Here is a 20,709-nt window from a genome sequence, read left to right as displayed (position 1 = left end):
GAAAATGCAAAGGCGCAATTGTATTTATAATGGCGTGTTTGTAAAGTGAAAAGAGTTATTCCTGCTGCCGTTTACTTTAGCATATTTTAAGGCATCAGAAATAGATATATTATAAATCAAAGCTTTGCACCTTTGCGGTTTTCATCCTTATATTTTCGTTGAAATTATTTTTGTTTTCAGGTATTAAAATTTGAATGCAAAATTGGCAAGGATTTCTCTTGGCTTCTGTGGCTGTCCGTAGAAGTTCCAATAGTTTTCATTCAGCGCATTATTCATTTTCAGACCGATTCTGTATTTTTTCTTGTCATAGAAAATGGTAGCACCTACAGTAGTATAAGACGGAGCAAGGAAATGATTGGTAATATTGATATAAGTTTGATCTACAAAATTAAATCCAGCTCCGAAACCAAGTCCTTCATAAGCACCATCCATAATTTTGTAGCTCGTCCATAGATTCGCTACATGTTTTGGTGTCCATGCGATTCTTTTTCCGCTATCTTTGCTTCGGTCATCATATTTGTTATCGTTATAACCATATCCGGCCACGATATTCCATCCTTTGAAAGGGTTGGCAATAATTCCAATTTCCAATCCCTGACTTTTGATATTACCATCCTGAATGCTTCCTATTCCACCCGGATCTGCAACCAGTCTGTTTTTAACATTAATATTATAATAACTCACGGTCGTCAGTAATTTTTTATGAAAAAGATCTACTTTAAACCCTGTTTCAACCTGATTTCCCTGCTCAGGATCCCATTTTGTCAAAACACCAACTTCATTTAATGATGGAGCATAGTTTTTAAATCCGTTCACATAATTGGCAAAGAATGAAATCTGGTCTTTTACGATTTCATATACCAATCCGAACTTTGGTGAAAACTGAGTCTGGCTGTACCCTGTCACTTTATTTTCAGGATATCCGTTTTTTGTAGAGATTTCCACACCGTTTACCACTGTATCATCATTTTTATAGCTGTCTACTCTTAAACTGGCCATTACCAGCAAGTTATCTGTGATATTTAAAACATTGGAGATATAACCACTGATCGTTCTGAAAGTTGTAATATCAGATTCTGTAGATTTTCTCTCCTTGTTCATGAATTTGTTTCTTGAGATAGGATCCCACGCTGAAGAGCTGTCCAAGGTTACTTTGTCATAAGGCATGAAAACATTGCTGTATCCATTGGCTTCATAATAAGGGAACTGATATTTTGTTCTTTGCTGGAAGTAATCTATTCCCACTACCAGTCGGTTTCTTAAGCCGCCTATTTTAAAATCTCCTGTAAAATTCTGTTGAATATTGTCTGTGGTTACTTTAAAGCTGTCGAAAGGACGGATCATTCTTTCTACCTGATTATTATTCAAATATCTAAGCACTAAAAAGATTGATTCATTTTCATTGGCTTCTCCTCTTTGGTAAGAGGTTCTTGATGTCCATTGATCGTTGAATTTATGAGTAACCTCCGCCATCGTTACAAAATTGGTTCTTTTGGAACCGATATCATTACTTGTAAATGCTCTTTTATAGGCAACTTCCAGGTCTTTCATGGAATGTAAAGTCAGTTTTTCTGAGTTTCTTACATAGGCATTCAATGTTTTATCCGGAGCATGGAACTCGGTGTCTAACGTTACTGTGGTTTTGTCACTTACTTTGTACAAAACACTTCCTGAGAAGAACAATCCTTTGTTGTAGCCTGCATCCTGGAAAGAATCCTGGGAGTAAGCTGCTACATTGAATCTTGCTAATGCTGTTTTCTCTTTATTCAAAGGGGTGTTTACATCCGCTGTGATTCTGTTCATTCCCCAGCTTCCGGTGGTATAATTGATAATTCCCCCGAAGTTTTCCTGCGGTTTTTTAGTAACGATATTCACCACTCCGCCATAGTTGGCTAAGGTTCCTCCGAATAAAGTTCCGGATGGCCCTTTTATTACTTCTATCCTCTCGATATTAGCGATCTCGGACTGAACTCTTGGGTTTTGAACCAATCCGTTTCTGAAACTGGCATTTGAGCTGAAACCTCTCATGAAAATATCATTTCCGCTGTCGTTTACACTGTTGCTTACCACTACTCCAGGGGCAGAAGCCATCGCTGTATTGAAGTCCATTGCTCCCATTTCACTAATGATTTCTTTGGGAACGAGGTTGTAAACGGTAGGATTTTCAAGATTTTCAAGAGGAAGTCTTGCTATAGATTCAGATTTTTTTGTTCTGTAATTGTGAGTTCCCTGAAGGGATACAGACTGGATTTCAGCCACTTTGATGGTATCCGTTTCCTGGGCACTCAGCATTGTTACGGCTAATAGAGCTGCAGAAATAATAGTTTTTTTCATGTTTATAATTAAGTTAGTTTTGCAAAATTATCTTATTTTTATTAATTCTAAATAAAAACATGATACAAATCATAAAACTTGCTTAATGAAATAACCGATCAATAAAGGATTTTATGAAAATAAACAACAATTAGAATGTAAATTTTTCATATCTTCATAACTCTATACAAAGTCAATTATTGATTATAATTTTCAAAAAATGAGCAGCAACATCCAAGAAACCATTCAACAATTTTTACAGTTCATGTCGGAAAGAAATCTGATAGCATTAACCAACCTTTTTTCTGATACCGTGGATTGGTATATACCTGGTGATGAGCAAAAAGTGGCCTGGCTGGGAGTAAGAAATAATAAACAGGAAGTCGCCGAATTTTTTGAACTGCTATGGAAAAATACAGAACCTGTTTCTGCAAAAATTGATCATATTTTTACCGATGATGAAAATGCCGTGATTACAGGAGAATTTGTAACGAAAATGCTTGAAACAAGCAAAATTGTAGAGTCTTTATTCTGTATACAGATGTGCATTCAAAATAATAAAATTATACGCTACAGACTATTGGAAGATAGTCTGGCGGTTTCAAAGGCTTTGGATAAGTAGTTAAGAACTCTCTGTTTTGATAACAAATAGACTATTAATGAGATTCTTCCTTCGTCAGAATGACAAAAGTCGAATTCTTCGACTTTTGAGGCACTCTATTTGATAAAATTAGGAGTTATTTCTGTTGAAGTGTAAGATGAACTTTTATATCACAGCAGAAGCCATCATAGACATATAGTAATTGGCACAGTGTAGAGCATTAATTAAAACGATTTCTTTTTCCGAAAATGTCTCAAAGGCATCAGAGGTGGTAATCTGGTATTCGTAATTCATGGAAGTCCATTTCAGATGTGGCTTTATGATCATCAGTTCTACACCTTCCTGATCTGTAAGGACAAATGATTCTTTAAAAATCCCTCTGTGTTTAAAAAGATAACCATTCTTTATGCCATCAAAATAAGTCTGTACCACAATTTCACCATTCCAGTTCATTCTGAATTTCAGAAGTACTCTTTCATGGTCTTTCAGTTCAATGGTGGTTCCCCAAAAACCTTTTGGCTCTACCTGATAGCTCTGACCCTCTGCAATTTCAATGGCAGCATTAAATTTAAACCAGCTTGTATAAGTAAGTTTCCCAATTAATGTCTCTTCTTTTGTGACTTCAAAAGATAAAGAATTGCTTGATTTTGCGTAATATTCTGCCATGGTTATATCTTGATTTGGTGAAGTTTTTATTAGTTTTTAAATAGCAATAACAGCTTGAATTTTAACGCTCTAATTTATAAATAATTCTTCAAACATAATCTACTTTTAAGATGATAGAATAAAAACTATTGTGAATTAATTCTGAGAATCTTTTTTATAATGAAAGTTTGCTTCAAATATGTAACTGTACAACCTCCAGCTTATTATTTGGTTCCGAACCAATACTCCCACTTTTCATTATCAATCCCGAATTTTCCCTGCCACCATCTCGCAGGGTAACCAACATCATCATTTCTTATAGGTCTGTGCTCTCTTTCAGGATAGGTAATGTAATGATCTGCATATCCAAAATGCTCATCATCATGTAAAATTCCAATGATTCCTAAAATTTCCAATACTCCTAACCGTTCTTCATCATTTGATTTGAAAATTTTAGAAATTTTCTTTTTGAGTTGAGAAATTCTGTCGTTTGGATCTGTTGTCTCCATGATTTTTTTCAGTTCATTGAGTATGCTGTAATCATTTTCATTGGGTTTGACAGCCGGAAGCTTTGGAAATTGTTCTACATCAAATAAAACCTGAATTAAATTATCAAAACAGGCTCCATCTTTATACTTGAAATAATTGATCGTATTGAATTCGATAGGATCTTCAAATTCATAAGCATGAATGCCACACACCGCACAGATACCTTCATTAGGTTGTGGGCTTGGTGTAAAGCTATGCTCAGTCAGACTTTGGGCAATACAGTAGCTGGACAAGAATGAACGGTATTCCAACTGCCTTGTACTCAGGCTGTAAATAAAGGCATCAACAACGTCCTGCTTTGTAATATTAGCAACAGCTTTTTTAATTCTACGGCAAATTTCATCATGGCTTATTTCTTCCTGATCATACATTACCGACTGCTTCTTTGCATACTCAAAATCATCTTCGGTGATGTATTGCATATAGGTTTCCCAATAAAACCAGTCGTTTAGACTCTCATCCTGAGAACTTTTTATGGTTTTCAATAAAATTTTTATGGCTTTTTTATCCATTATAACTTTTTTCTTTATTCAATTTTAAAAATATAATCATCTTTAACGTTCTCAGATTTTTTGGCTATTTCGTCTATACTATATTTTTGTCCGTCAATTTCAACATCAACAATATACCATTTCCACATAAAATTATGTGTTTTTTCAATCCGTACTGTTGAATGGGGGTTGATTTCCAGCATAACACCAGAGCTGTCCATCTTTTTTTCAAGAGATTTTAGATTTTTAGTTTTTCTGAAAAATTTTGGCTGTACAATATCATTCTCATAATTGAAACTAAATGCACCATAAGAACCTTCAGATAATTCTTTTACCATTCTTTTTTTATAATTAATTTTTACTGTTTTTTTTGTTTCTGTTAAATTTTGAATATAAAAATCTGTTGGTATCGAACATCCCCAAAATACAAGCACAAAAACAACACTTAAAACTCCTTTAATAATTGCATTCATATAATTTTATCTTACTTGGTTTTTGCAAAAATAAACAGATTCCTCTCTGTTTAGATTAAATGATAAAAAAATTCCGCAAGAAAACTTGCGGAACTTAAGTATTTATTTCTGTTCGAAATTACATCGTCTCCATTTTGAAGCTCATGCTTTCGATTACTTTTAAGATCGCTTCTACCGTATCCATTGAAGTTAAACAAGGAACTCCGTTTTCAACGCTCATTCTTCTGATCTGGAATCCGTCTCTTTCGGCTTGTTTACCTTTTGTAGTAGTGTTTACAACATACTGAACTTTTCCTTTCTGGATAAGGTCGATAAGGTTTACATCTTCTTCTCCGATTTTGTATCCTATTTTGCAAGGAATTCCTTTTTCTTCAAAGAATTTCGCAGTACCTTCCGTAGCCCAGATTCTGAATCCTACTTCATGGAATCTTGCTGCAAGAGCTGCTGCTTCGTCTTTATGCTTATCTGCTACTGTGAACAGGATAGATCCGTGCATAGGAACTTTTCTTCCTGCGGCAACCAATCCTTTGTACAATGCTTTTTCAAGGGTTGTATCTTTCCCCATAACTTCTCCTGTAGACTTCATTTCAGGGCCTAAAGAGATGTCAACTTTCGTTAGTTTAGAGAAAGAGAATACCGGAACTTTTACAAATACTCCTTCTTTGTTTGGAACCAATCCGTTTTCGTATCCTAAGTCTTTCAGTTTTTGTCCTAAGATTGCCTTTGTTGCAAGGTTAGCCATAGGAACCTCTGTGATTTTAGATAAGAAAGGAACTGTTCTTGAAGAACGAGGATTTACTTCGATTACATAGACGTTTCCTTCGAAAAGAACGTACTGGATGTTCATTAATCCGATCACCTTCAGTCCTTTTGCCAGTCTTTTCGTATAGTCTACCAAAGTATCAATCTCACTTTGAGAAATATTTTGTGGTGGATATACTGCGATTGAGTCTCCGGAGTGAACTCCCGCTCTTTCGATGTGCTCCATAATCCCTGGAATCACTACAGTTTCTCCGTCACAGATGGCATCTACTTCAATTTCCTTTCCTACCATGTATTTGTCAACCAATACAGGGTGCTCAGGACTTGCATCTACCGCATGCTCCATGTAGTGAGCCAGTTCTGCTTCTGCGTATACAATTTCCATCGCTCTCCCTCCAAGAACGTAGCTTGGACGCACCAATACCGGATATCCGATTTCGTTAGCAATTTTTATCGCTTCTTCTTTCGAAGTTGAAGTTCTTCCTTTTGGCTGAGGAATTCCCAGTTCCTGAAGTGCTTTTTCAAATTTATCTCTGTTTTCAGCTCTGTCAAGATCTTCTAATGAAGTTCCTAAGATCTGTACTCCGTGAGAGGCTAATTTATCGGCAAGGTTAATTGCAGTCTGCCCTCCGAACTGTACCACTACTCCTTTAGGCTTTTCAAGCTCGATGATGTTCATTACATCTTCTTCTGTAAGCGGCTCGAAGTATAGTTTATCAGAGATAGAGAAGTCTGTAGAAACTGTTTCTGGGTTATTGTTGATGATAATCGCTTCATAACCCATTTCTTTGATTGCCCATACTGAGTGAACTGTTGCGTAATCAAACTCAACTCCCTGTCCGATTCTGATAGGTCCTGAACCTAGTACGATGATTTTTTCTTTGTCAGAAACAACACTTTCGTTTTCTTCTTCGTAAGTTCCGTAGAAATAAGGGGTTTCAGATTCAAATTCAGCAGCACAAGTGTCTACCATTTTGTACACCGGCATTACTCCGTTTTCTTTTCTGAAGTTGAAAACCTCGCGTTCTTTTACATCCCAAAGAACAGCAATATTGATATCTGCGAAACCTAATCTCTTCGCTTCAATTAATGTTTCTTTATCGAATTTGTTTTCAGCGATTACTTTTTCGAAGTCAACTAGTTTTTTCAGTTTCCAGATGAAGAACTTGTCGATTTTACTCCATTCTACAATCTGTTCCCAGTCGTATCCTCTTCTTAAAGCATCTCCGATAATGAACAATCTTTCATCATCACATACTCTGATTCTTCTCTCGATTTCCTCAGCAGTAAGCGCTTCCGCCTGCTTAGTTTTTAATCCTAAATGCTTGATTCCTGTTTCTAATGAACGGATCGCTTTCTGTAAAGATTCTTCCAGGTTTCTTCCGATCGCCATTACTTCTCCTGTTGCTTTCATCTGAGTAGAAAGTCTTCTGTCCGCCGTTTCGAATTTATCGAATGGGAATCTTGGGAATTTCGTTACCACATAGTCAAGAGCAGGTTCGAAACATGCGTATGTTTTTCCTGTTACCGGGTTCATGATTTCATCAAGTGTTAATCCTACAGCGATTTTAGCAGCAATTTTTGCAATCGGATACCCTGTTGCTTTACTTGCTAACGCTGATGAACGGGATACTCTAGGGTTTACCTCGATAATATAGTAGTCGAATGAATGCGGATCTAAAGCTAATTGTACGTTACATCCACCTTCAATTCCTAGCGCTCTGATGATTTTTAAGGAAGCATTTCTCAGTAACTGATACTCTCTGTCTGAAAGCGTCTGAGAAGGTGCTACTACGATAGAATCTCCTGTGTGAACTCCTACCGGATCTATATTTTCCATGTTACAAACCACAATGGCGTTGTCGTTTGCATCACGCATTACTTCGTATTCAATTTCTTTGAAACCTGCGATTGATTTTTCAATAAGACACTGTGTAACCGGGCTGTGTTTTAGTCCCAATTCAGCAATCTCTTTCAATTCAGCTTCTGTAGAAGCAATACCTCCTCCGGTACCTCCCATTGTAAAGGCAGGACGAACAATTACAGGATATCCTATTTCATCTGCAAAAGCAAGTGCTCCTTCTACCGTGTTTACGATATCAGATTCCGGAACCGGCTCATTCAATTCTCTCATCAACTCACGGAAAAGATCTCTGTCTTCAGCTCTGTTGATGGCAGAAAGCTTTGTTCCCAATACTTCCACTTTGCACTCTTCAAGAATTCCTGACTTCTCCAATTCTACCGCCATGTTCAGTCCTGTCTGACCTCCCAATGTTGGTAATAATGCATCCGGACGTTCTTTTCTGATGATGTGGCTTACAAACTGTAATGAAATCGGCTCGATATATACTTTATCAGCGATTTCCACATCCGTCATGATTGTTGCAGGGTTTGAATTGATCAAAATTACCTTGTAGCCTTCTTCTTTCAGAGACAGACAAGCCTGCGTTCCTGCGTAATCAAATTCAGCTGCCTGACCAATGATAATAGGTCCTGAACCGATTACTAAAATTGTTTTTATATCTGTACGTTTTGCCATTTTTCTTTTTTTAGATGCTAAAAATTTGAGCTTAGACTTTTAGCATTGTGCTTTATTTAAATTGAATTAACACACTTTGTCATTCCGTAGGAATCTAAACATACTTTATAGAGATTCTTCACTACGCTATTGCTTCGTTCAGAATGACAATTGTACCGTTTTACTTCTTAAAGTCCTCCATCATTTGAATGAACTCATCAAACAGGTAGTTTGCATCTTCAGGGCCAGGGCTCGCTTCAGGGTGATACTGAACTGAGAAACAAGGGTGGATTTTATGTTTTAATCCTTCGTTTGTTCTGTCGTTCAAGGCGATGTGTGTTTCGATAAGGTCTGTTCCTTTTAAACTTTCCTGATCTACAGCATATCCATGGTTTTGAGATGTGATTGCTACGGTGTTCTTCTCCAGATCCAATACCGGGTGGTTTCCTCCTCTGTGTCCGAATTTCAGTTTGAAAGTTTTCGCCCCACAAGCAAGACCAATCAATTGGTGTCCTAAACAGATTCCGAAGATGGGAACTTTTCCTAATAACCCTCTGATCATATCTAAAGCGTGTGGTACATCTTCCGGATCACCAGGACCGTTTGACAACATAATTCCATCCGGATTCATCAATAGAATTTCTTCTGCAGTAGTATCCTGAGAAACTACGATGATGTCACAGTTTCTTTGAGACAATTCTCTGATAATTCCCAGTTTTGCACCGAAATCTACCAATACTACTTTGAAACCTCTGTTCGGGTTGGCGTAAGGTGTTTTTGTAGAAACCTCCTCTACCTGATTGATTGGAAAAGTTGTTGTTTTCAGTTCAGAAGCCACTGCAGCTTCATCAGCATCTGCGTTTACAATTTTTCCTTTTACTACTCCATAATTACGAAGAACTCTTGTCAGTCTTCTTGTGTCGATTCCTGAAATTCCTGAAAGGTTTTTCTTTTTAAATAATTCATCTAAAGTAATCTGAGTACGGAAATTGGAAGGAAGATCGCAAAGTTCTTTTACGATAAGCCCTTTAATTGCCGGCTCGATACTTTCATAATCATCACGGTTAATACCATAATTTCCGATAAGCGGATAGGTCATACAAACTATCTGACCGCAGTATGATGGGTCAGAGATCAATTCCTGATACCCTGTCATTCCGGTATTGAAAACTACTTCCCCTGCAGTTTCCAATTCTGCTCCGAAACCTTCTCCATGAAACACTTCACCGGACTCCAGTATTAATTTTTTCTTCATTTTAAACTATTATCTCTTATTATTTATTTATATATCATTAACAGGTCGCCCTTACAGGGCTTGGATTATCTAAATCCTTTTTATTTCCATGGGCTTCACCCATTGCTATTAACAGGTCGCCCCTACGGGGCTCTTTACCTTTTAACTTCTTACTTTCACCCTGGCTCTTATTTAAAAGTATGCCCTTTGCTTTCCAACGCTTCTTTTAAAATGGCCATTCTGGCGAAAACACCGTTTTCCATTTGTTTAAAGACTCTTGATCTTTCGCATTCTACAAGATCTGAATCTATTTCCACTCCTCTGTTGATCGGAGCCGGGTGCATGATGATGGCTTCTTTTTTCATGACCTTTTCTCTTTCTTTCGTCAGTCCATATCTTTTATGGTATTCTGAAGCGGTGAAGCTCATTGCGGCATCGTGTCTTTCGTGTTGGATTCTTAATAACATTAAAACATCCACTTCGCCGATCAGTTCATCTACTGACATATAAGTCCCGTTGATTAAGGCTCCTTCGTCAAACCATTGTTCCGGTCCTGAGAAGTATACTTTAGCGCCTAATCTTCTTAAAGCCTCCGCATTTGAGTTTGCTACACGGCTATGTTTTACATCGCCTACAATTCCCACTTTCAATCCTTCGAACTTTCCGAATTCCTGATAGATGGTCAGCAAATCCAGCATACACTGTGAAGGATGGTTTCCTGTTCCGTCTCCTCCATTGATTACTGGAATTTTAATATTTTTCAGTTCTTCAAAGTATCTGTCTTTCTTATCTCGTATTACCACAAGGTTTACTCCTATACTTTCAATCGTCTTTACGGTGTCATAAAGGCTTTCCCCTTTGTTTACCGAACTGTGTGACGCATCAAAAGGAACTACCTGCAATCCCAGTTTTCTTTCTGCAAGGTCAAAACTTGTTTTCGTTCTTGTACTGTCTTCGAAGAAAAGGTTTGAGCAAAAAACTTCTCCTTCAATTTTAGCAGTTTTACCGTTCGCAAAAGCCAGTGCTTCTGTCAGTATACTGTTGATTCTCTCGGTGCTTAGTTCTGTAATCGTAAACATAATTCTAATTTTTGGGCATAAAAAAAGCGAAGACAACTATCTTCGCTTAATAACAATAAATATCGTAAAGGGCGCTTTCGCCCGGTAAATCTAATGATATAAATGCTTTTTTATTCATTAGGTGCAAAGATACAACAATTTTATGAACCTACAAAAATTATGTTTAAAATAAATTAAAAACTTCAGTCTTTCCTTATTCTCATTTAAAATTAATATTTTTGTTAGCACACAACTTTATTTATGGATTTAAAAGACAAAATGATTCTCAGTATTATTCAGGAAGACTCTACACTATCGGTTAAAGAAATTTCCGAAAAGATAGGTCTTACCTTTACTCCTACGTATGAGCGAATCAAACAATTGGAGAAGCAAGGAATCATTCAGAAGTATGTAGGACTTTTAAACCGTGAAAAACTGGGTTTAAATATTGTAGTTTACTGTAATGTCCGCCTTAAGGAACAATCCAAGAAAGTATTGGAAACCTTTGAGAATCACATTGGGAAATATGATGAAGTACAGGAAATCATCAGTCTTTCCGGAGAGTATGACTATATGTTGAAGATCATTGCCAAAGATATCAATTCTTATAACGAATTTGCTGTTAATGTCATTTCAAACATTCCTAATATCGGGCAATACCACAGTTCAATTGTACTTCATGAGGTAAAAAAATCTACCAAGTTTAAAATTGATCTGGAATAACTCTTCTGTTTTTAAACCAAAACTGATTTAAACTTCTTGCTGAAAATCAAGGATTTTCTTGTGCCTTAAAAATTAACTCAAATAATTATCTTTGCGCCTTTGCGTATACCAACTTCTTTTATAAACTCGTATTTTGTTAGAAAACGCAAAGACGCAAAAGAAATTCATAAACTTCATGTTGTAGGGCGCAAAGATTTTATCTCCGATAAAATTTTATACAGCAGATTTTCTTAACTTATCTTAAAATCTTCATCTTCCTTAATAGTTCAAGATAATCAATCATCAAATTCAAAGAGCGGAATTACAATCCAGCCATTAAGATCACTTAAGCAATTAAGATTTATTAAAGATTAAGGTTCACAAACGAAAAGACAGCAGGCTAAAAATTACTTTTAGAATTCTACTGACAGTGCCTAAGTTTTGATGACCTTAACGGCTTAGATTCTAACCCAATAATTTATTTTTCAGTTTATTGAACTGATATTCTATTTTATCCAGGCAAAGATTCCCGATACTTCCCTGGTGGGTATGTTCAAGATTTCCAGGTTCAAATTCAAACTCGTTGTTTTCGATCTCCTGCCCTACTTTTACATAAGCATCACGGAATGAACTTCCGTTTTTCACTTCTTCATTAATCTTTTCTACACTGAAAAGATATTTATACTTTTCATCTTCCAGAATTCCGTCTTTTACCTTAATATTCGGTAAAGTATAATTTAGGATTTCCAGACATTCTTTTAAAGAGTCTATCGCAGGGAAAAGTATTTCTTTCGTCAGTTGTACATCTCTGTGATAACCGGAAGGCAGATTATTTGTCAAAAGAATTAATTCGTTGGGAAGTGACTGAATTCTGTTACATCGTGCACGAACCAGCTCAAAGATATCCGGATTCTTTTTATGAGGCATAATACTGCTTCCTGTAGTAAATTCCTTTGGAAAACTAATGAAGTCAAAATTCTGGCTTAGATACAAACATACATCATAAGCAAACTTCCCAAGCGTTCCTGCTAAAGTAGCCATTGCCATTGACAGCATTTTTTCCGACTTTCCACGGGTCATCTGAGCATATACCGAATTATAATTCATCGACTGGAAGCCTAGATTATAAGTGGTACTTTCACGATTGATTGGGAAAGACGAACCATAACCAGCCGCTGATCCTAATGGATTTTTATTAATGATATTCTTTACTGAAAACAGCATTTCCACATCATCCAAAAGCGCTTCGGCATAAGCTCCAAACCACAATCCAAATGATGAAGGCATCGCAATCTGCAAATGAGTATACCCTGGAAGCAAAACGTTTTTATGCTGATCTGCCAGTTGAATTAAAATCTGGAAAAATTCGTCTGTAAGTGCTGTAATTTCACGGATTTCATCCAATAAGTACAATTTTATATCCAGTAAAACCTGATCATTTCGTGATCTCGCTGTATGGATTTTCTTTCCTGTATCGCCTAATTCTTCAATAAGAATGGCTTCTACCTGAGAATGGATATCCTCAGCATCTTTATCAATTTCAAAACTACCTTCTTCAATTTTATTTAAAATAGTATTCAAAACAGATAACATCTGTTCTGATTCTTCCTTTGTAATAATTCCGGTTTCTGCCAGCATTGTGCAATGGGCCATAGAACCTTTTACGTCATATTTCGCTAAACGTTCGTCAAAGTCAAGGTCTTTACCGACTGTAAAGTTATTGACTAATATATTGGTGGCAAGGTCATCCTTCTGCCATATTTTTTTCATATTCTTTGATTTAAAATACTGATGGGTTTTGACAAGCCCAGCAAGGCAATCCTTATTACTATTAACTATAAAAAAACATTTCCTTATGTAAAGCCTTCATTTCTAATTTTCTTTTTGCATAAATCTTATTAAAAACTGAACTTCTAGTGCCTGCCGGGCGGAGTCAAAACATATATTTCAGAGATTAGAAATTAGATGTTAGAAATTAGTTATAACCTCATATGGTCTTTTTCTTACTAACTTCCAGTCTCTAGCTTCTAACTTCTCTCTTTTATAACACTTTTTCTAAAACTCTGATGTAGATTTCTATTCCTTCTTCTATTTCATGGATATAGATAAATTCATCTGCAGTATGAGAGCGCCTACTGTCTCCAGGCCCCATTTTCACCGATGTACATGGGATAATCGCCTGGTCAGAAGAAGTTGGTGAACCGTAGGTGGTCCTTCCGGTTTCAACTCCTGATTTTACAAACGGATGATCCAGTTCGATTTTGGAGGAATTCAGTCTGAACGATCTTGCTGTTAACGTTGACTTCATCTGAGACTGAATGATATCAAACGCTTCCTGATTGGAATATTCGTCTGTTACCCTTACATCCAGTGTGAAATTGCAGGACTCAGGAACAACGTTATGCTGTACCCCTGCATGAATTCCAGATAAAGTAACTTTCACTTCGCCCAGATATTCTGAAACCTTTGGAAATTTAAAAGCTAAAATATTCTGGAGATCCTCCATACATTTTACAATCGAGTTATCATCATTAGGATGAGCGGCATGAGAAGGAGTCCCTTTCATTTCTCCATCAATTACAAGAAGTCCTTTTTCTGCAATCGCCAGATTCATCTGCGTGGGTTCTCCTACAATAGCGAGTTCTACATTGGGTAGCTGCGGAAATAAGGCTTCAATTCCATCAAATCCTGAAATCTCCTCCTCTGCCGTCAAAGCAATAACTAAATTATATTTTAAATCTTCTTTATCATAAAAATGTAAAAAAACCTGAGCCATAGAAACCAAAGAAGCTCCGGCATCATTACTTCCCAAACCAAACAGCTTACCTTCTTTTTCAATAGGAATAAACGGATCCAGCGTATAGGCTTTGTTGGGCTTTACCGTATCATGGTGAGTATTCAGTAAAACGGAAGGCTTAAATACATCAAAATGTTTATTCACTGCCCAGATGTTGTTTTTAAAACGTTTAGTAGGAATCTGATGTTTTTTGAAAAAATTCTCAATTTCTACTGACGTATTGAACTCATCTTTACTGAATGAAGGAATCTCAATCAAATTTTTAAGCAATCCGACTGCATTATTCAATAGCTCTTCTTTATTATAAACAGATTTCAGTTCCTGCATGATGATTTTCTATATGATTTTTCAATTGTGTCTCTTTAATCAGAAACACTTTATCTACATTATTTTTTATCGCTCCAAGAGCATTTTCAAGTTTGGGTAAAATCCCTTTGTGAAGTTTCCCTTCTTCTTTTAATACCGTAAACTCTTCCTCATTTACACTTTTAATCACGGATTCCGGATCGTTTACATCTTCTAAAACGCCTTCTTTATCAAAACAATACAACAGTTCAACTTCATATTTTTCTGACAAAGCCTGTGCAATCACAGAAGCAATGGTATCTGCGTTGGTATTGAAAAGATTCCCTTTTCTGTCATGGGTAATCGCAGAAAATACAGGAACAAGATCCAGCTTGATGAGTTTTGAAACCAGCTTTCTGTTCACGCTTTTCTTATTGATATCCCCCACAAATCCAAAGTCGATTTCAGGATGTTCTCTTTTTTTAGCTTTAATCAGATTTCCGTCCGCTCCTGAGAATCCAATGGCATTGCATTTTTTCTGCTGCAGCTTTTCAACAATATTCTTATTGATTCCTCCCGCATATACCATCGTTACAATATCCAGTGTCTCTTTATCCGTAATTCTCCTTCCGTTGATCATTTTTTGCTCGATACCCAGTTTATCTGCCAGTGTTGTTGCTAGCTTTCCACCGCCATGAACAAGGATCTTTTTTTCCTGAATTTCAGAAAATTGTTCTAAGAATTGGTTTAATAATTCCTCATCATCAATTAAAGCTCCTCCAATTTTTATGATGTATAACTTTTCTTTCATTGTCAACTTTTTGAGATCCTTACCTCTTTCTACCCCTGTCAATTTTTAAAACCTTGACAAGGATTATTTCAGGCTTTTAATTCATCTAAAATTTCACTAAACACTGCCTGTGCAGAGAAAATTCGGTTTTTAGCCTGTTGATAGATGATAGAATGATCTCCATCCATCACCTCATCACTCAGCTCTATATTACGACGAACCGGAAGACAGTGCATTACTTTCGCAGCGTTCGTATTGGCTAATTTTTCATTCGTAAGCATCCAATCCCCTTTTACTTCAGGCATTGCAGCATAGTCATCAAAGGAAGACCAGTTTTTCACATAGATAAAATCTGCATCTTTTAGGGCTTCATCCTGGTCATGGATCACCTTCACATCTTTTGTGAAGTTTTTATCCAAATCATACCCTTCAGGGTTTGCAATCACCAATTCCACATCCATTTCCTGCATCCATTCTGCAAAAGAGTTTCCAACGGCATGGGCAATAGGTTTGATATGTGGAGCCCAGGTTAATACCACTTTGGGTTTGTGGTCTTTTTTCCAGTTTTCTGTAATGGTAATACAATCTGCCAGACTTTGCAGCGGATGGCGTGTTGCAGATTCCAAAGAAACAACAGGAACTTTTGCATGTTTTTCAAACTGGCTTAAGATACTTTCATTCACATCATCTTCTTTGCTCTTCATCCCTGCGAAACAACGCACTGCAATGATATCGCAATATTGATTTAAAACTTCAATAGCATCTTTGATATGTTCTACAGTGTCACCGTTCATTACAGCTCCATCAGCAAACTCTAAATTCCACGCTTCCTGTGCTGCATTTAATGTCAAAACATTCAACCCTAGATTTTGCGCTGCAATCTGACTACTCAAACGGGTTCTTAAGCTTGAATTTAAAAATACAAGTCCAATTGTTTTTCCCTTTCCTTTTTCTGTTTCAGTAAGGGGATCTGCTTTTATTTGTAAAGCTTTTTTTATGATTTCCTGTAAGTTTTCTACATCACTTACAGAGGTAAATTTTTTCATTTTAAAATTGATTTTAAAGATTTTGTTTACACATTAATTGTTGATCTAACCACAAAAGGCACAAAAGTTTATTTTTTTTAATATATAAGCTCACATAAGAAGAAAATCAAAGATTTTCGAAAACTTAAGGATACTTCTTAAGCGTTTAGTATTTTCTTAAAATCACTTAAGTGTTTAAATTCTTTTGTGGCTTTTGCGGTTTAAATCTTCCCCAATACCATTTTCAGGGCATTGATGAAAAGATCGGTTTCCTCTTGTTTGATATTCAGTGCAGGAAGAATCCTTAAGACACTTTTATCATTAGAGTTTCCTGTGAAAATATGATGATCGAACAATAAGCTTTTCCTTATTTCTGAACAGTCTCTGTCGAGTTCTATTCCGATCATCAATCCTTTCCTTCGGATGGATTTAATATGTGGTAAATCTTTAATTTCATTTTCGATATACTCGCCCATTTTCTGAGCATTTTCGATAAGATTTTCATCTTTCATGACATCCAGAACAGCAATTGAAGCGGCACAAGCCAGATGATTTCCTCCGAATGTAGTTCCCAGCAAACCATTGCTTGCCTGAAATTTAGGATGAATTAAAACTCCGCCTACAGGGAAACCATTCCCCATACCTTTTGCGGTTGTAATAATATCCGCTTCTACTCCAAACTCCTGATGAGCAAAGAAATATCCGCTTCTTCCATATCCTGACTGTACTTCATCCAAAATAAGAACAACATCATACTTGTCGCACAGTTCTTTAATTTTAGATAAAAACTCCGGGGTAGGAATCATAATTCCGCCTACTCCCTGAATTCCTTCAATGATAACAGAAGAAATTTCATTTCCTTGTTTCTCAAAAGTTTCTTCAAGCTGCTGCACATCATTCCAGTCTGATTTGATGAATCTTTCTGAAAAATTAACCGGAGCCACAATTTTCGGATTATCTGTTACGGAAACAGCTGCAGAAGTTCTTCCATGGAATGAACCGGAAAAATAAAGCACTTTGCTTTTCCCATTATGAAACGATGCTAGTTTTAAAGCATTTTCATTGGCTTCAGCTCCTGAATTACATAAGAAAAGGTTATAATTTTCATATCCTGAAAGTTTTCCCAGCTTTTCCGCCAGTTCAGTCTGTAATTCATTCTGAACCGAATTGGAATAAAAAGATATTTTTTCCAGCTGATCCTTCAGTTTGTTCTGATAATGTGGGTGGTTATGACCAATAGAAATCACAGCATGACCTCCGTAAAAATCAAGATACCGCTCTCCTTTATCATCCCAAAGAAAAGATCCCTGAGCTTTTACCGGATTTATGTTGAATAATGGATATACGTTGAATAAATTCATTTTTGTTGCTAGTTGTTAGTTTGATGGTTGATGGTTGAAAGCCTGCAGATCTAAAGTTATTCTTCACACTACTGCAACCTATCATCTACAACCTTCTACCTTATTAATAAATTAGAATGCTATCGGTTTCAGGTTCAGCCCTGCATTTTCTTCCCAGTTCATTGCCAGATTCATATTCTGTACTGCCTGTCCTGAAGCACCTTTTAACAAATTGTCAATCGCTGAGTGAATAACGACAACATTTCCACTCTTTTCGATCTGAATCACACAGCGATTGGTATTGACAACCTGCTTTAAATCAATTGCCCTTCTACTTACCGTAACGAAAGGCTCCTCCGCATAAAAATCCTGATACAATTGTTCTATTTCCTCCAGCTTCAGATCCGTCTTCATGGTGGAACTTGTAAAAATTCCTCTTGCAAAATCTCCTCTCCATGGAACAAAATTCAGGTTTACTTCTTTTTTATTATTGAATGAGTTCAGCTGCTGCAAAATCTCATCTACATGCTGATGAGTTAATGTTTTATAGGCTGATACATTATCATTTCTCCAGGTAAAATGAGTGGTTGCCTGCAGAGACTGTCCGGCCCCTGTAGAACCTGTAATCCCTGTAGTAAAAACTTCATTTAATACTCTTTTTTCTGCCAATGGCAATAAAGCCAATTGAATGGCCGTAGCAAAACATCCCGGGTTCGCAATACTTTTAGCACCTACCAGTTGTTTTTTTTTGATTTCCGGCAATCCGTAGATAAAATCTCTCTTTCCGAAATTTCCTTCCAAACGGAAATCGTTTCCAAGATCAATCACCAGCGTTTCATCTTTAACAGAATTCTGAGTTAACCAGTTTTGACTTTCTTTATGGGGAAGACACAGAAAAAGAATATCTACGTCTCCAGATTTGTCCGTCAAAACCATTTCACAAACTGTCGTTAAATCCGGGTACAGATCCGAAATTCTTGTTCCCGAATTCGAACGACTATATAAAAAACTCAATGTCACATGGGGATGAAAAGCCAGTAAGCGTATCAGCTCACTTCCTGTATAACCGTTAGCACCAATGATTCCTACTGTTTTCTTCATTTTGATTCTGGCAGAATTTTATGCTGCCTTTCATTACATTGTCCTTTCGGAACTAGTTGATATTCTGGTTAATCTGATGGTATATATTTAAAGAATTACTTACAATCTTCGTATATCCTTTCACATCTTCTCCTGACCACGCTCTGTTGGCTTCTCCGTAGCTTCCGAATTTATCAGACATCAGATCATGAGCAGATTCAATTCCATTAAGAATAAATCTGTATGGGTGAAGAGTCACAAATACTTTTCCGCTTACTGTTTTCTGAGAATCCACTAAGAAAGACTCAATATTTCTCATCACAGGATCTAAAAAAAGTGCTTCGTGAAGCCAGTTTCCATACCAGTCGGATAACTGAGACTTCATCATTTGCTGATATTTTGAAAGGGTGTGCTTTTCCAATAAATGATGCGCTTTGATAATCACCGATGCCGCTGCTGCTTCAAATCCTACTCGTCCTTTAATCCCAACAATGGTATCACCTACGTGAATATCACGACCAATTCCATACGGTGAAGCTAATTCCTCTATTTTTTGAATTGCATATACAGAATGCTCAAAGCTTTCTCCATTCACTCCGATCACTTCTCCGTTTTTAAACTCGATCTCCATTTCTGAAGGCTCTGTTTCTTTAATCTGAGAGGGAAAAGCTTCTTCCGGAAGATAATTTCTGGAAGTCAATGTTTCTTTTCCTCCTACCGAAGTTCCCCAAAGACCTTTATTCACTGAATATTGTGCCTTATGGAATTCCATTTCATATCCGTGCTCCTTCAAAAATTCAATCTCTTCCTCACGGGACAAAGCCATATCACGGATGGGTGTAATGATTTCAATATTTGGGCACATCACCTGAAAGATTAGATCAAAACGAACCTGATCATTTCCAGCTCCTGTACTTCCGTGTGCAATTGCATCTGCTTTTACTTCAATCGCATATTTTGCAATTTCCTGTGCCTGAATGGTACGTTCAGCGCTTACGGAAAGAGGATAGGTATTATTTTTCAGTACATTCCCGAAAATCAAATATTTCACACATGAATTATAATAATCTTCCTGAGCGTTTACGCACCTGTATTCCTTCACCCCAAGGTTTAAAGCTTTTCTCTCCAACTCTTTTTCTTCTTCTTTTGAAAAACCTCCGGTATTTACAGTAACTGCATACACCTCATACCCTAGTGTTTCACTAAGATATTTAGCACAATAGGAAGTATCTAAACCTCCGCTAAACGCTAAGATGACTTTCTTTTTCATCTGGACTCTTTTTATTTTTATTAATTGTCATCTGAAACTCTCCAATAGAATTCTGAGCAGCATACCCAAAATCACCTTGACTCGTTCCATTATATTTATTTTCAGGTAGATTATCTACTACCTCATCTTTTTTTTTATCATTTTCAGGAACAAACAACATCGCTGTACACAGACAGTTTTTGCGTTCCTTCATCATTAAAATCTCATAGTTCACGCAGTTTTTGCAGCCATTCCAAAATTCCTCATCCTGAGTCAGTTCAGAATAAATTACCGGTTTATAGCCTAAATCACTATTGATTTTCATCACCGCCAAACCTGTTGTCAAACCAAATACTTTTGCATCCGGATATTTATCTCTAGATAATTGGAAAACTTTCTGCTTAATCTGAGTAGCTACTCCTCCGTTCCTGAATTTCGGTGACACAATCAATCCCGAATTAGCCACAAACTTCCCATGTGACCAGGTCTCTATATAACAGAAACCTACCCACTCACCGTTTTCAGTGGCTACCACAGCATTGCCTTCTGAAATCTTCTTACTCAAATATTCTATAGAACGTTTTGCGATACCCGTCCCTCTACGCTGTGCAGAATCGTACATTTCCTGCTGTATTTCACTCACATACATTAAATGTTCGCATGAGGAAATTTCTATTTCCATTTATTTATCTAATTTTTTTGGCAAATTTAAAATATAATTTCTTTAAAAACCAAATAAAAAAGATATTTTTTTTGGTTTAAAATTTTAAACAGGTAAAATTATCTTTATTAAAAAA

The 20,709-nt window shown here is 36.6% G+C and carries 17 protein-coding genes; 2 read left to right on the top strand and 15 right to left on the bottom strand.

What is annotated here, in order from left to right; all coding sequences use genetic code 11:
• Positions 1 to 183 precede the first annotated feature (183 nt).
• The gene (locus BUE84_RS08345; RefSeq protein ID WP_079241232.1) at positions 184 to 2,334 is read right to left on the bottom strand and encodes a TonB-dependent siderophore receptor; all 2,151 of its coding nucleotides are present in this window, start codon (positions 2,332 to 2,334) and stop codon (positions 184 to 186) included.
• Positions 2,335 to 2,533: 199 nt separating this feature from the next.
• On the opposite strand from BUE84_RS08345, the gene BUE84_RS08340 reads away from it, so the two are divergent.
• Positions 2,534 to 2,935 carry a nuclear transport factor 2 family protein gene (locus tag BUE84_RS08340; RefSeq protein WP_079241231.1) on the top strand — a complete coding sequence of 134 codons (402 nt, stop codon included), beginning with the start codon at positions 2,534 to 2,536 and terminating at the stop codon, positions 2,933 to 2,935.
• A gap of 144 nt (positions 2,936 to 3,079) precedes the next feature.
• Here the strand turns inward: BUE84_RS08340 and BUE84_RS08335 are convergent, their stop codons facing one another.
• The 6 genes from BUE84_RS08335 to BUE84_RS08310 form a co-directional block, all read right to left on the bottom strand.
• Positions 3,080 to 3,580, bottom strand: coding sequence for a hypothetical protein (locus BUE84_RS08335; protein WP_079241230.1), 501 nt, complete (start codon positions 3,578 to 3,580; stop codon positions 3,080 to 3,082).
• Between the two features lie 203 nt (positions 3,581 to 3,783).
• Positions 3,784 to 4,620 (bottom strand): hypothetical protein, encoded by an 837-nt coding sequence (locus tag BUE84_RS08330; RefSeq protein WP_079241229.1) that lies wholly within the window; start codon positions 4,618 to 4,620, stop codon positions 3,784 to 3,786.
• A 14-nt stretch (positions 4,621 to 4,634) separates the two neighbouring features.
• Positions 4,635 to 5,072 (bottom strand): hypothetical protein, encoded by a 438-nt coding sequence (locus BUE84_RS08325; RefSeq protein WP_079241228.1) that lies wholly within the window; start codon positions 5,070 to 5,072, stop codon positions 4,635 to 4,637.
• Positions 5,073 to 5,190: 118 nt separating this feature from the next.
• Entirely contained in the window at positions 5,191 to 8,373 is a 3,183-nt protein-coding gene (gene carB, locus BUE84_RS08320; protein ID WP_079241227.1) for a carbamoyl-phosphate synthase large subunit, read from the bottom strand.
• A 160-nt stretch (positions 8,374 to 8,533) separates the two neighbouring features.
• Entirely contained in the window at positions 8,534 to 9,607 is a 1,074-nt protein-coding gene (locus tag BUE84_RS08315) for a carbamoyl phosphate synthase small subunit (RefSeq protein ID WP_079241226.1), read from the bottom strand.
• Positions 9,608 to 9,774: 167 nt separating this feature from the next.
• Positions 9,775 to 10,665, bottom strand: coding sequence for an aspartate carbamoyltransferase catalytic subunit (locus BUE84_RS08310; protein ID WP_079241225.1), 891 nt, complete (start codon positions 10,663 to 10,665; stop codon positions 9,775 to 9,777).
• A 240-nt stretch (positions 10,666 to 10,905) separates the two neighbouring features.
• Between BUE84_RS08310 and BUE84_RS08305 the strand changes: the two genes are divergently transcribed.
• A complete protein-coding gene (locus tag BUE84_RS08305) occupies positions 10,906 to 11,367 on the top strand; it encodes an Lrp/AsnC family transcriptional regulator (RefSeq protein ID WP_002980286.1) in 462 nt (153 codons plus the stop codon).
• A 444-nt stretch (positions 11,368 to 11,811) separates the two neighbouring features.
• Here the strand turns inward: BUE84_RS08305 and argH are convergent, their stop codons facing one another.
• From argH to BUE84_RS08265, 8 genes are all read right to left on the bottom strand, one after another.
• Positions 11,812 to 13,116: an argininosuccinate lyase gene (gene argH, locus BUE84_RS08300; protein ID WP_079241224.1), complete on the bottom strand. Its 1,305-nt coding sequence runs from the start codon at positions 13,114 to 13,116 to the stop codon at positions 11,812 to 11,814.
• Positions 13,117 to 13,387: 271 nt separating this feature from the next.
• A complete protein-coding gene (locus tag BUE84_RS08295; protein WP_079241223.1) occupies positions 13,388 to 14,470 on the bottom strand; it encodes a M20 family metallo-hydrolase in 1,083 nt (360 codons plus the stop codon).
• Entirely contained in the window at positions 14,445 to 15,239 is a 795-nt protein-coding gene (gene argB, locus BUE84_RS08290) for an acetylglutamate kinase (protein ID WP_079243890.1), read from the bottom strand. The genes BUE84_RS08295 and argB overlap by 26 nt, the downstream gene beginning before the upstream one ends.
• Before the next feature lie 68 nt (positions 15,240 to 15,307).
• Positions 15,308 to 16,264, bottom strand: a complete 957-nt coding sequence (locus BUE84_RS08285; protein WP_079241222.1) for an N-acetylornithine carbamoyltransferase — start codon at positions 16,262 to 16,264, stop codon at positions 15,308 to 15,310.
• Between the two features lie 200 nt (positions 16,265 to 16,464).
• On the bottom strand, positions 16,465 to 17,604 hold the full coding sequence (locus BUE84_RS08280) for an aspartate aminotransferase family protein (protein WP_079241221.1): 1,140 nt from the start codon (positions 17,602 to 17,604) through the stop codon (positions 16,465 to 16,467).
• A gap of 111 nt (positions 17,605 to 17,715) precedes the next feature.
• Positions 17,716 to 18,684 carry an N-acetyl-gamma-glutamyl-phosphate reductase gene (gene argC, locus BUE84_RS08275; RefSeq protein ID WP_079241220.1) on the bottom strand — a complete coding sequence of 323 codons (969 nt, stop codon included), beginning with the start codon at positions 18,682 to 18,684 and terminating at the stop codon, positions 17,716 to 17,718.
• 52 nt (positions 18,685 to 18,736) lie between these two features.
• Positions 18,737 to 19,933 (bottom strand): argininosuccinate synthase, encoded by a 1,197-nt coding sequence (locus BUE84_RS08270; RefSeq protein WP_079241219.1) that lies wholly within the window; start codon positions 19,931 to 19,933, stop codon positions 18,737 to 18,739.
• Positions 19,905 to 20,594 carry a GNAT family N-acetyltransferase gene (locus tag BUE84_RS08265; protein WP_079241218.1) on the bottom strand — a complete coding sequence of 230 codons (690 nt, stop codon included), beginning with the start codon at positions 20,592 to 20,594 and terminating at the stop codon, positions 19,905 to 19,907. Before BUE84_RS08265 ends, BUE84_RS08270 begins: the two co-directional genes overlap by 29 nt.
• Between the last annotated feature and the right edge of the window lie 115 nt (positions 20,595 to 20,709).

This window comes from Chryseobacterium indologenes, from assembly GCF_002025665.1.
Lineage (GTDB): Bacteria > Bacteroidota > Bacteroidia > Flavobacteriales > Weeksellaceae > Chryseobacterium > Chryseobacterium metallicongregator.
This window is presented reverse-complemented; position numbering and strand designations above follow the sequence as displayed.

Bases quoted from the DNA above. Each gene is read 5' to 3' on its own strand.
- BUE84_RS08345 (WP_079241232.1), bottom strand. From the start codon at position 2,334: ATGAAAAAAACTATTATTTCTGCAGCTCTATTAGCCGTAACAATGCTG.
- BUE84_RS08340 (WP_079241231.1), top strand. From the start codon at position 2,534: ATGAGCAGCAACATCCAAGAAACCATTCAACAATTTTTACAGTTCATG.
- BUE84_RS08335 (WP_079241230.1), bottom strand. From the start codon at position 3,580: ATGGCAGAATATTACGCAAAATCAAGCAATTCTTTATCTTTTGAAGTC.
- BUE84_RS08330 (WP_079241229.1), bottom strand. From the start codon at position 4,620: ATGGATAAAAAAGCCATAAAAATTTTATTGAAAACCATAAAAAGTTCT.
- BUE84_RS08325 (WP_079241228.1), bottom strand. From the start codon at position 5,072: ATGAATGCAATTATTAAAGGAGTTTTAAGTGTTGTTTTTGTGCTTGTA.
- carB (WP_079241227.1), bottom strand. From the start codon at position 8,373: ATGGCAAAACGTACAGATATAAAAACAATTTTAGTAATCGGTTCAGGA.
- BUE84_RS08315 (WP_079241226.1), bottom strand. From the start codon at position 9,607: ATGAAGAAAAAATTAATACTGGAGTCCGGTGAAGTGTTTCATGGAGAA.
- BUE84_RS08310 (WP_079241225.1), bottom strand. From the start codon at position 10,665: ATGTTTACGATTACAGAACTAAGCACCGAGAGAATCAACAGTATACTG.
- BUE84_RS08305 (WP_002980286.1), top strand. From the start codon at position 10,906: ATGGATTTAAAAGACAAAATGATTCTCAGTATTATTCAGGAAGACTCT.
- argH (WP_079241224.1), bottom strand. From the start codon at position 13,116: ATGAAAAAAATATGGCAGAAGGATGACCTTGCCACCAATATATTAGTC.
- BUE84_RS08295 (WP_079241223.1), bottom strand. From the start codon at position 14,470: ATGCAGGAACTGAAATCTGTTTATAATAAAGAAGAGCTATTGAATAAT.
- argB (WP_079243890.1), bottom strand. From the start codon at position 15,239: ATGAAAGAAAAGTTATACATCATAAAAATTGGAGGAGCTTTAATTGAT.
- BUE84_RS08285 (WP_079241222.1), bottom strand. From the start codon at position 16,264: ATGAAAAAATTTACCTCTGTAAGTGATGTAGAAAACTTACAGGAAATC.
- BUE84_RS08280 (WP_079241221.1), bottom strand. From the start codon at position 17,604: ATGAATTTATTCAACGTATATCCATTATTCAACATAAATCCGGTAAAA.
- argC (WP_079241220.1), bottom strand. From the start codon at position 18,684: ATGAAGAAAACAGTAGGAATCATTGGTGCTAACGGTTATACAGGAAGT.
- BUE84_RS08270 (WP_079241219.1), bottom strand. From the start codon at position 19,933: ATGAAAAAGAAAGTCATCTTAGCGTTTAGCGGAGGTTTAGATACTTCC.
- BUE84_RS08265 (WP_079241218.1), bottom strand. From the start codon at position 20,594: ATGGAAATAGAAATTTCCTCATGCGAACATTTAATGTATGTGAGTGAA.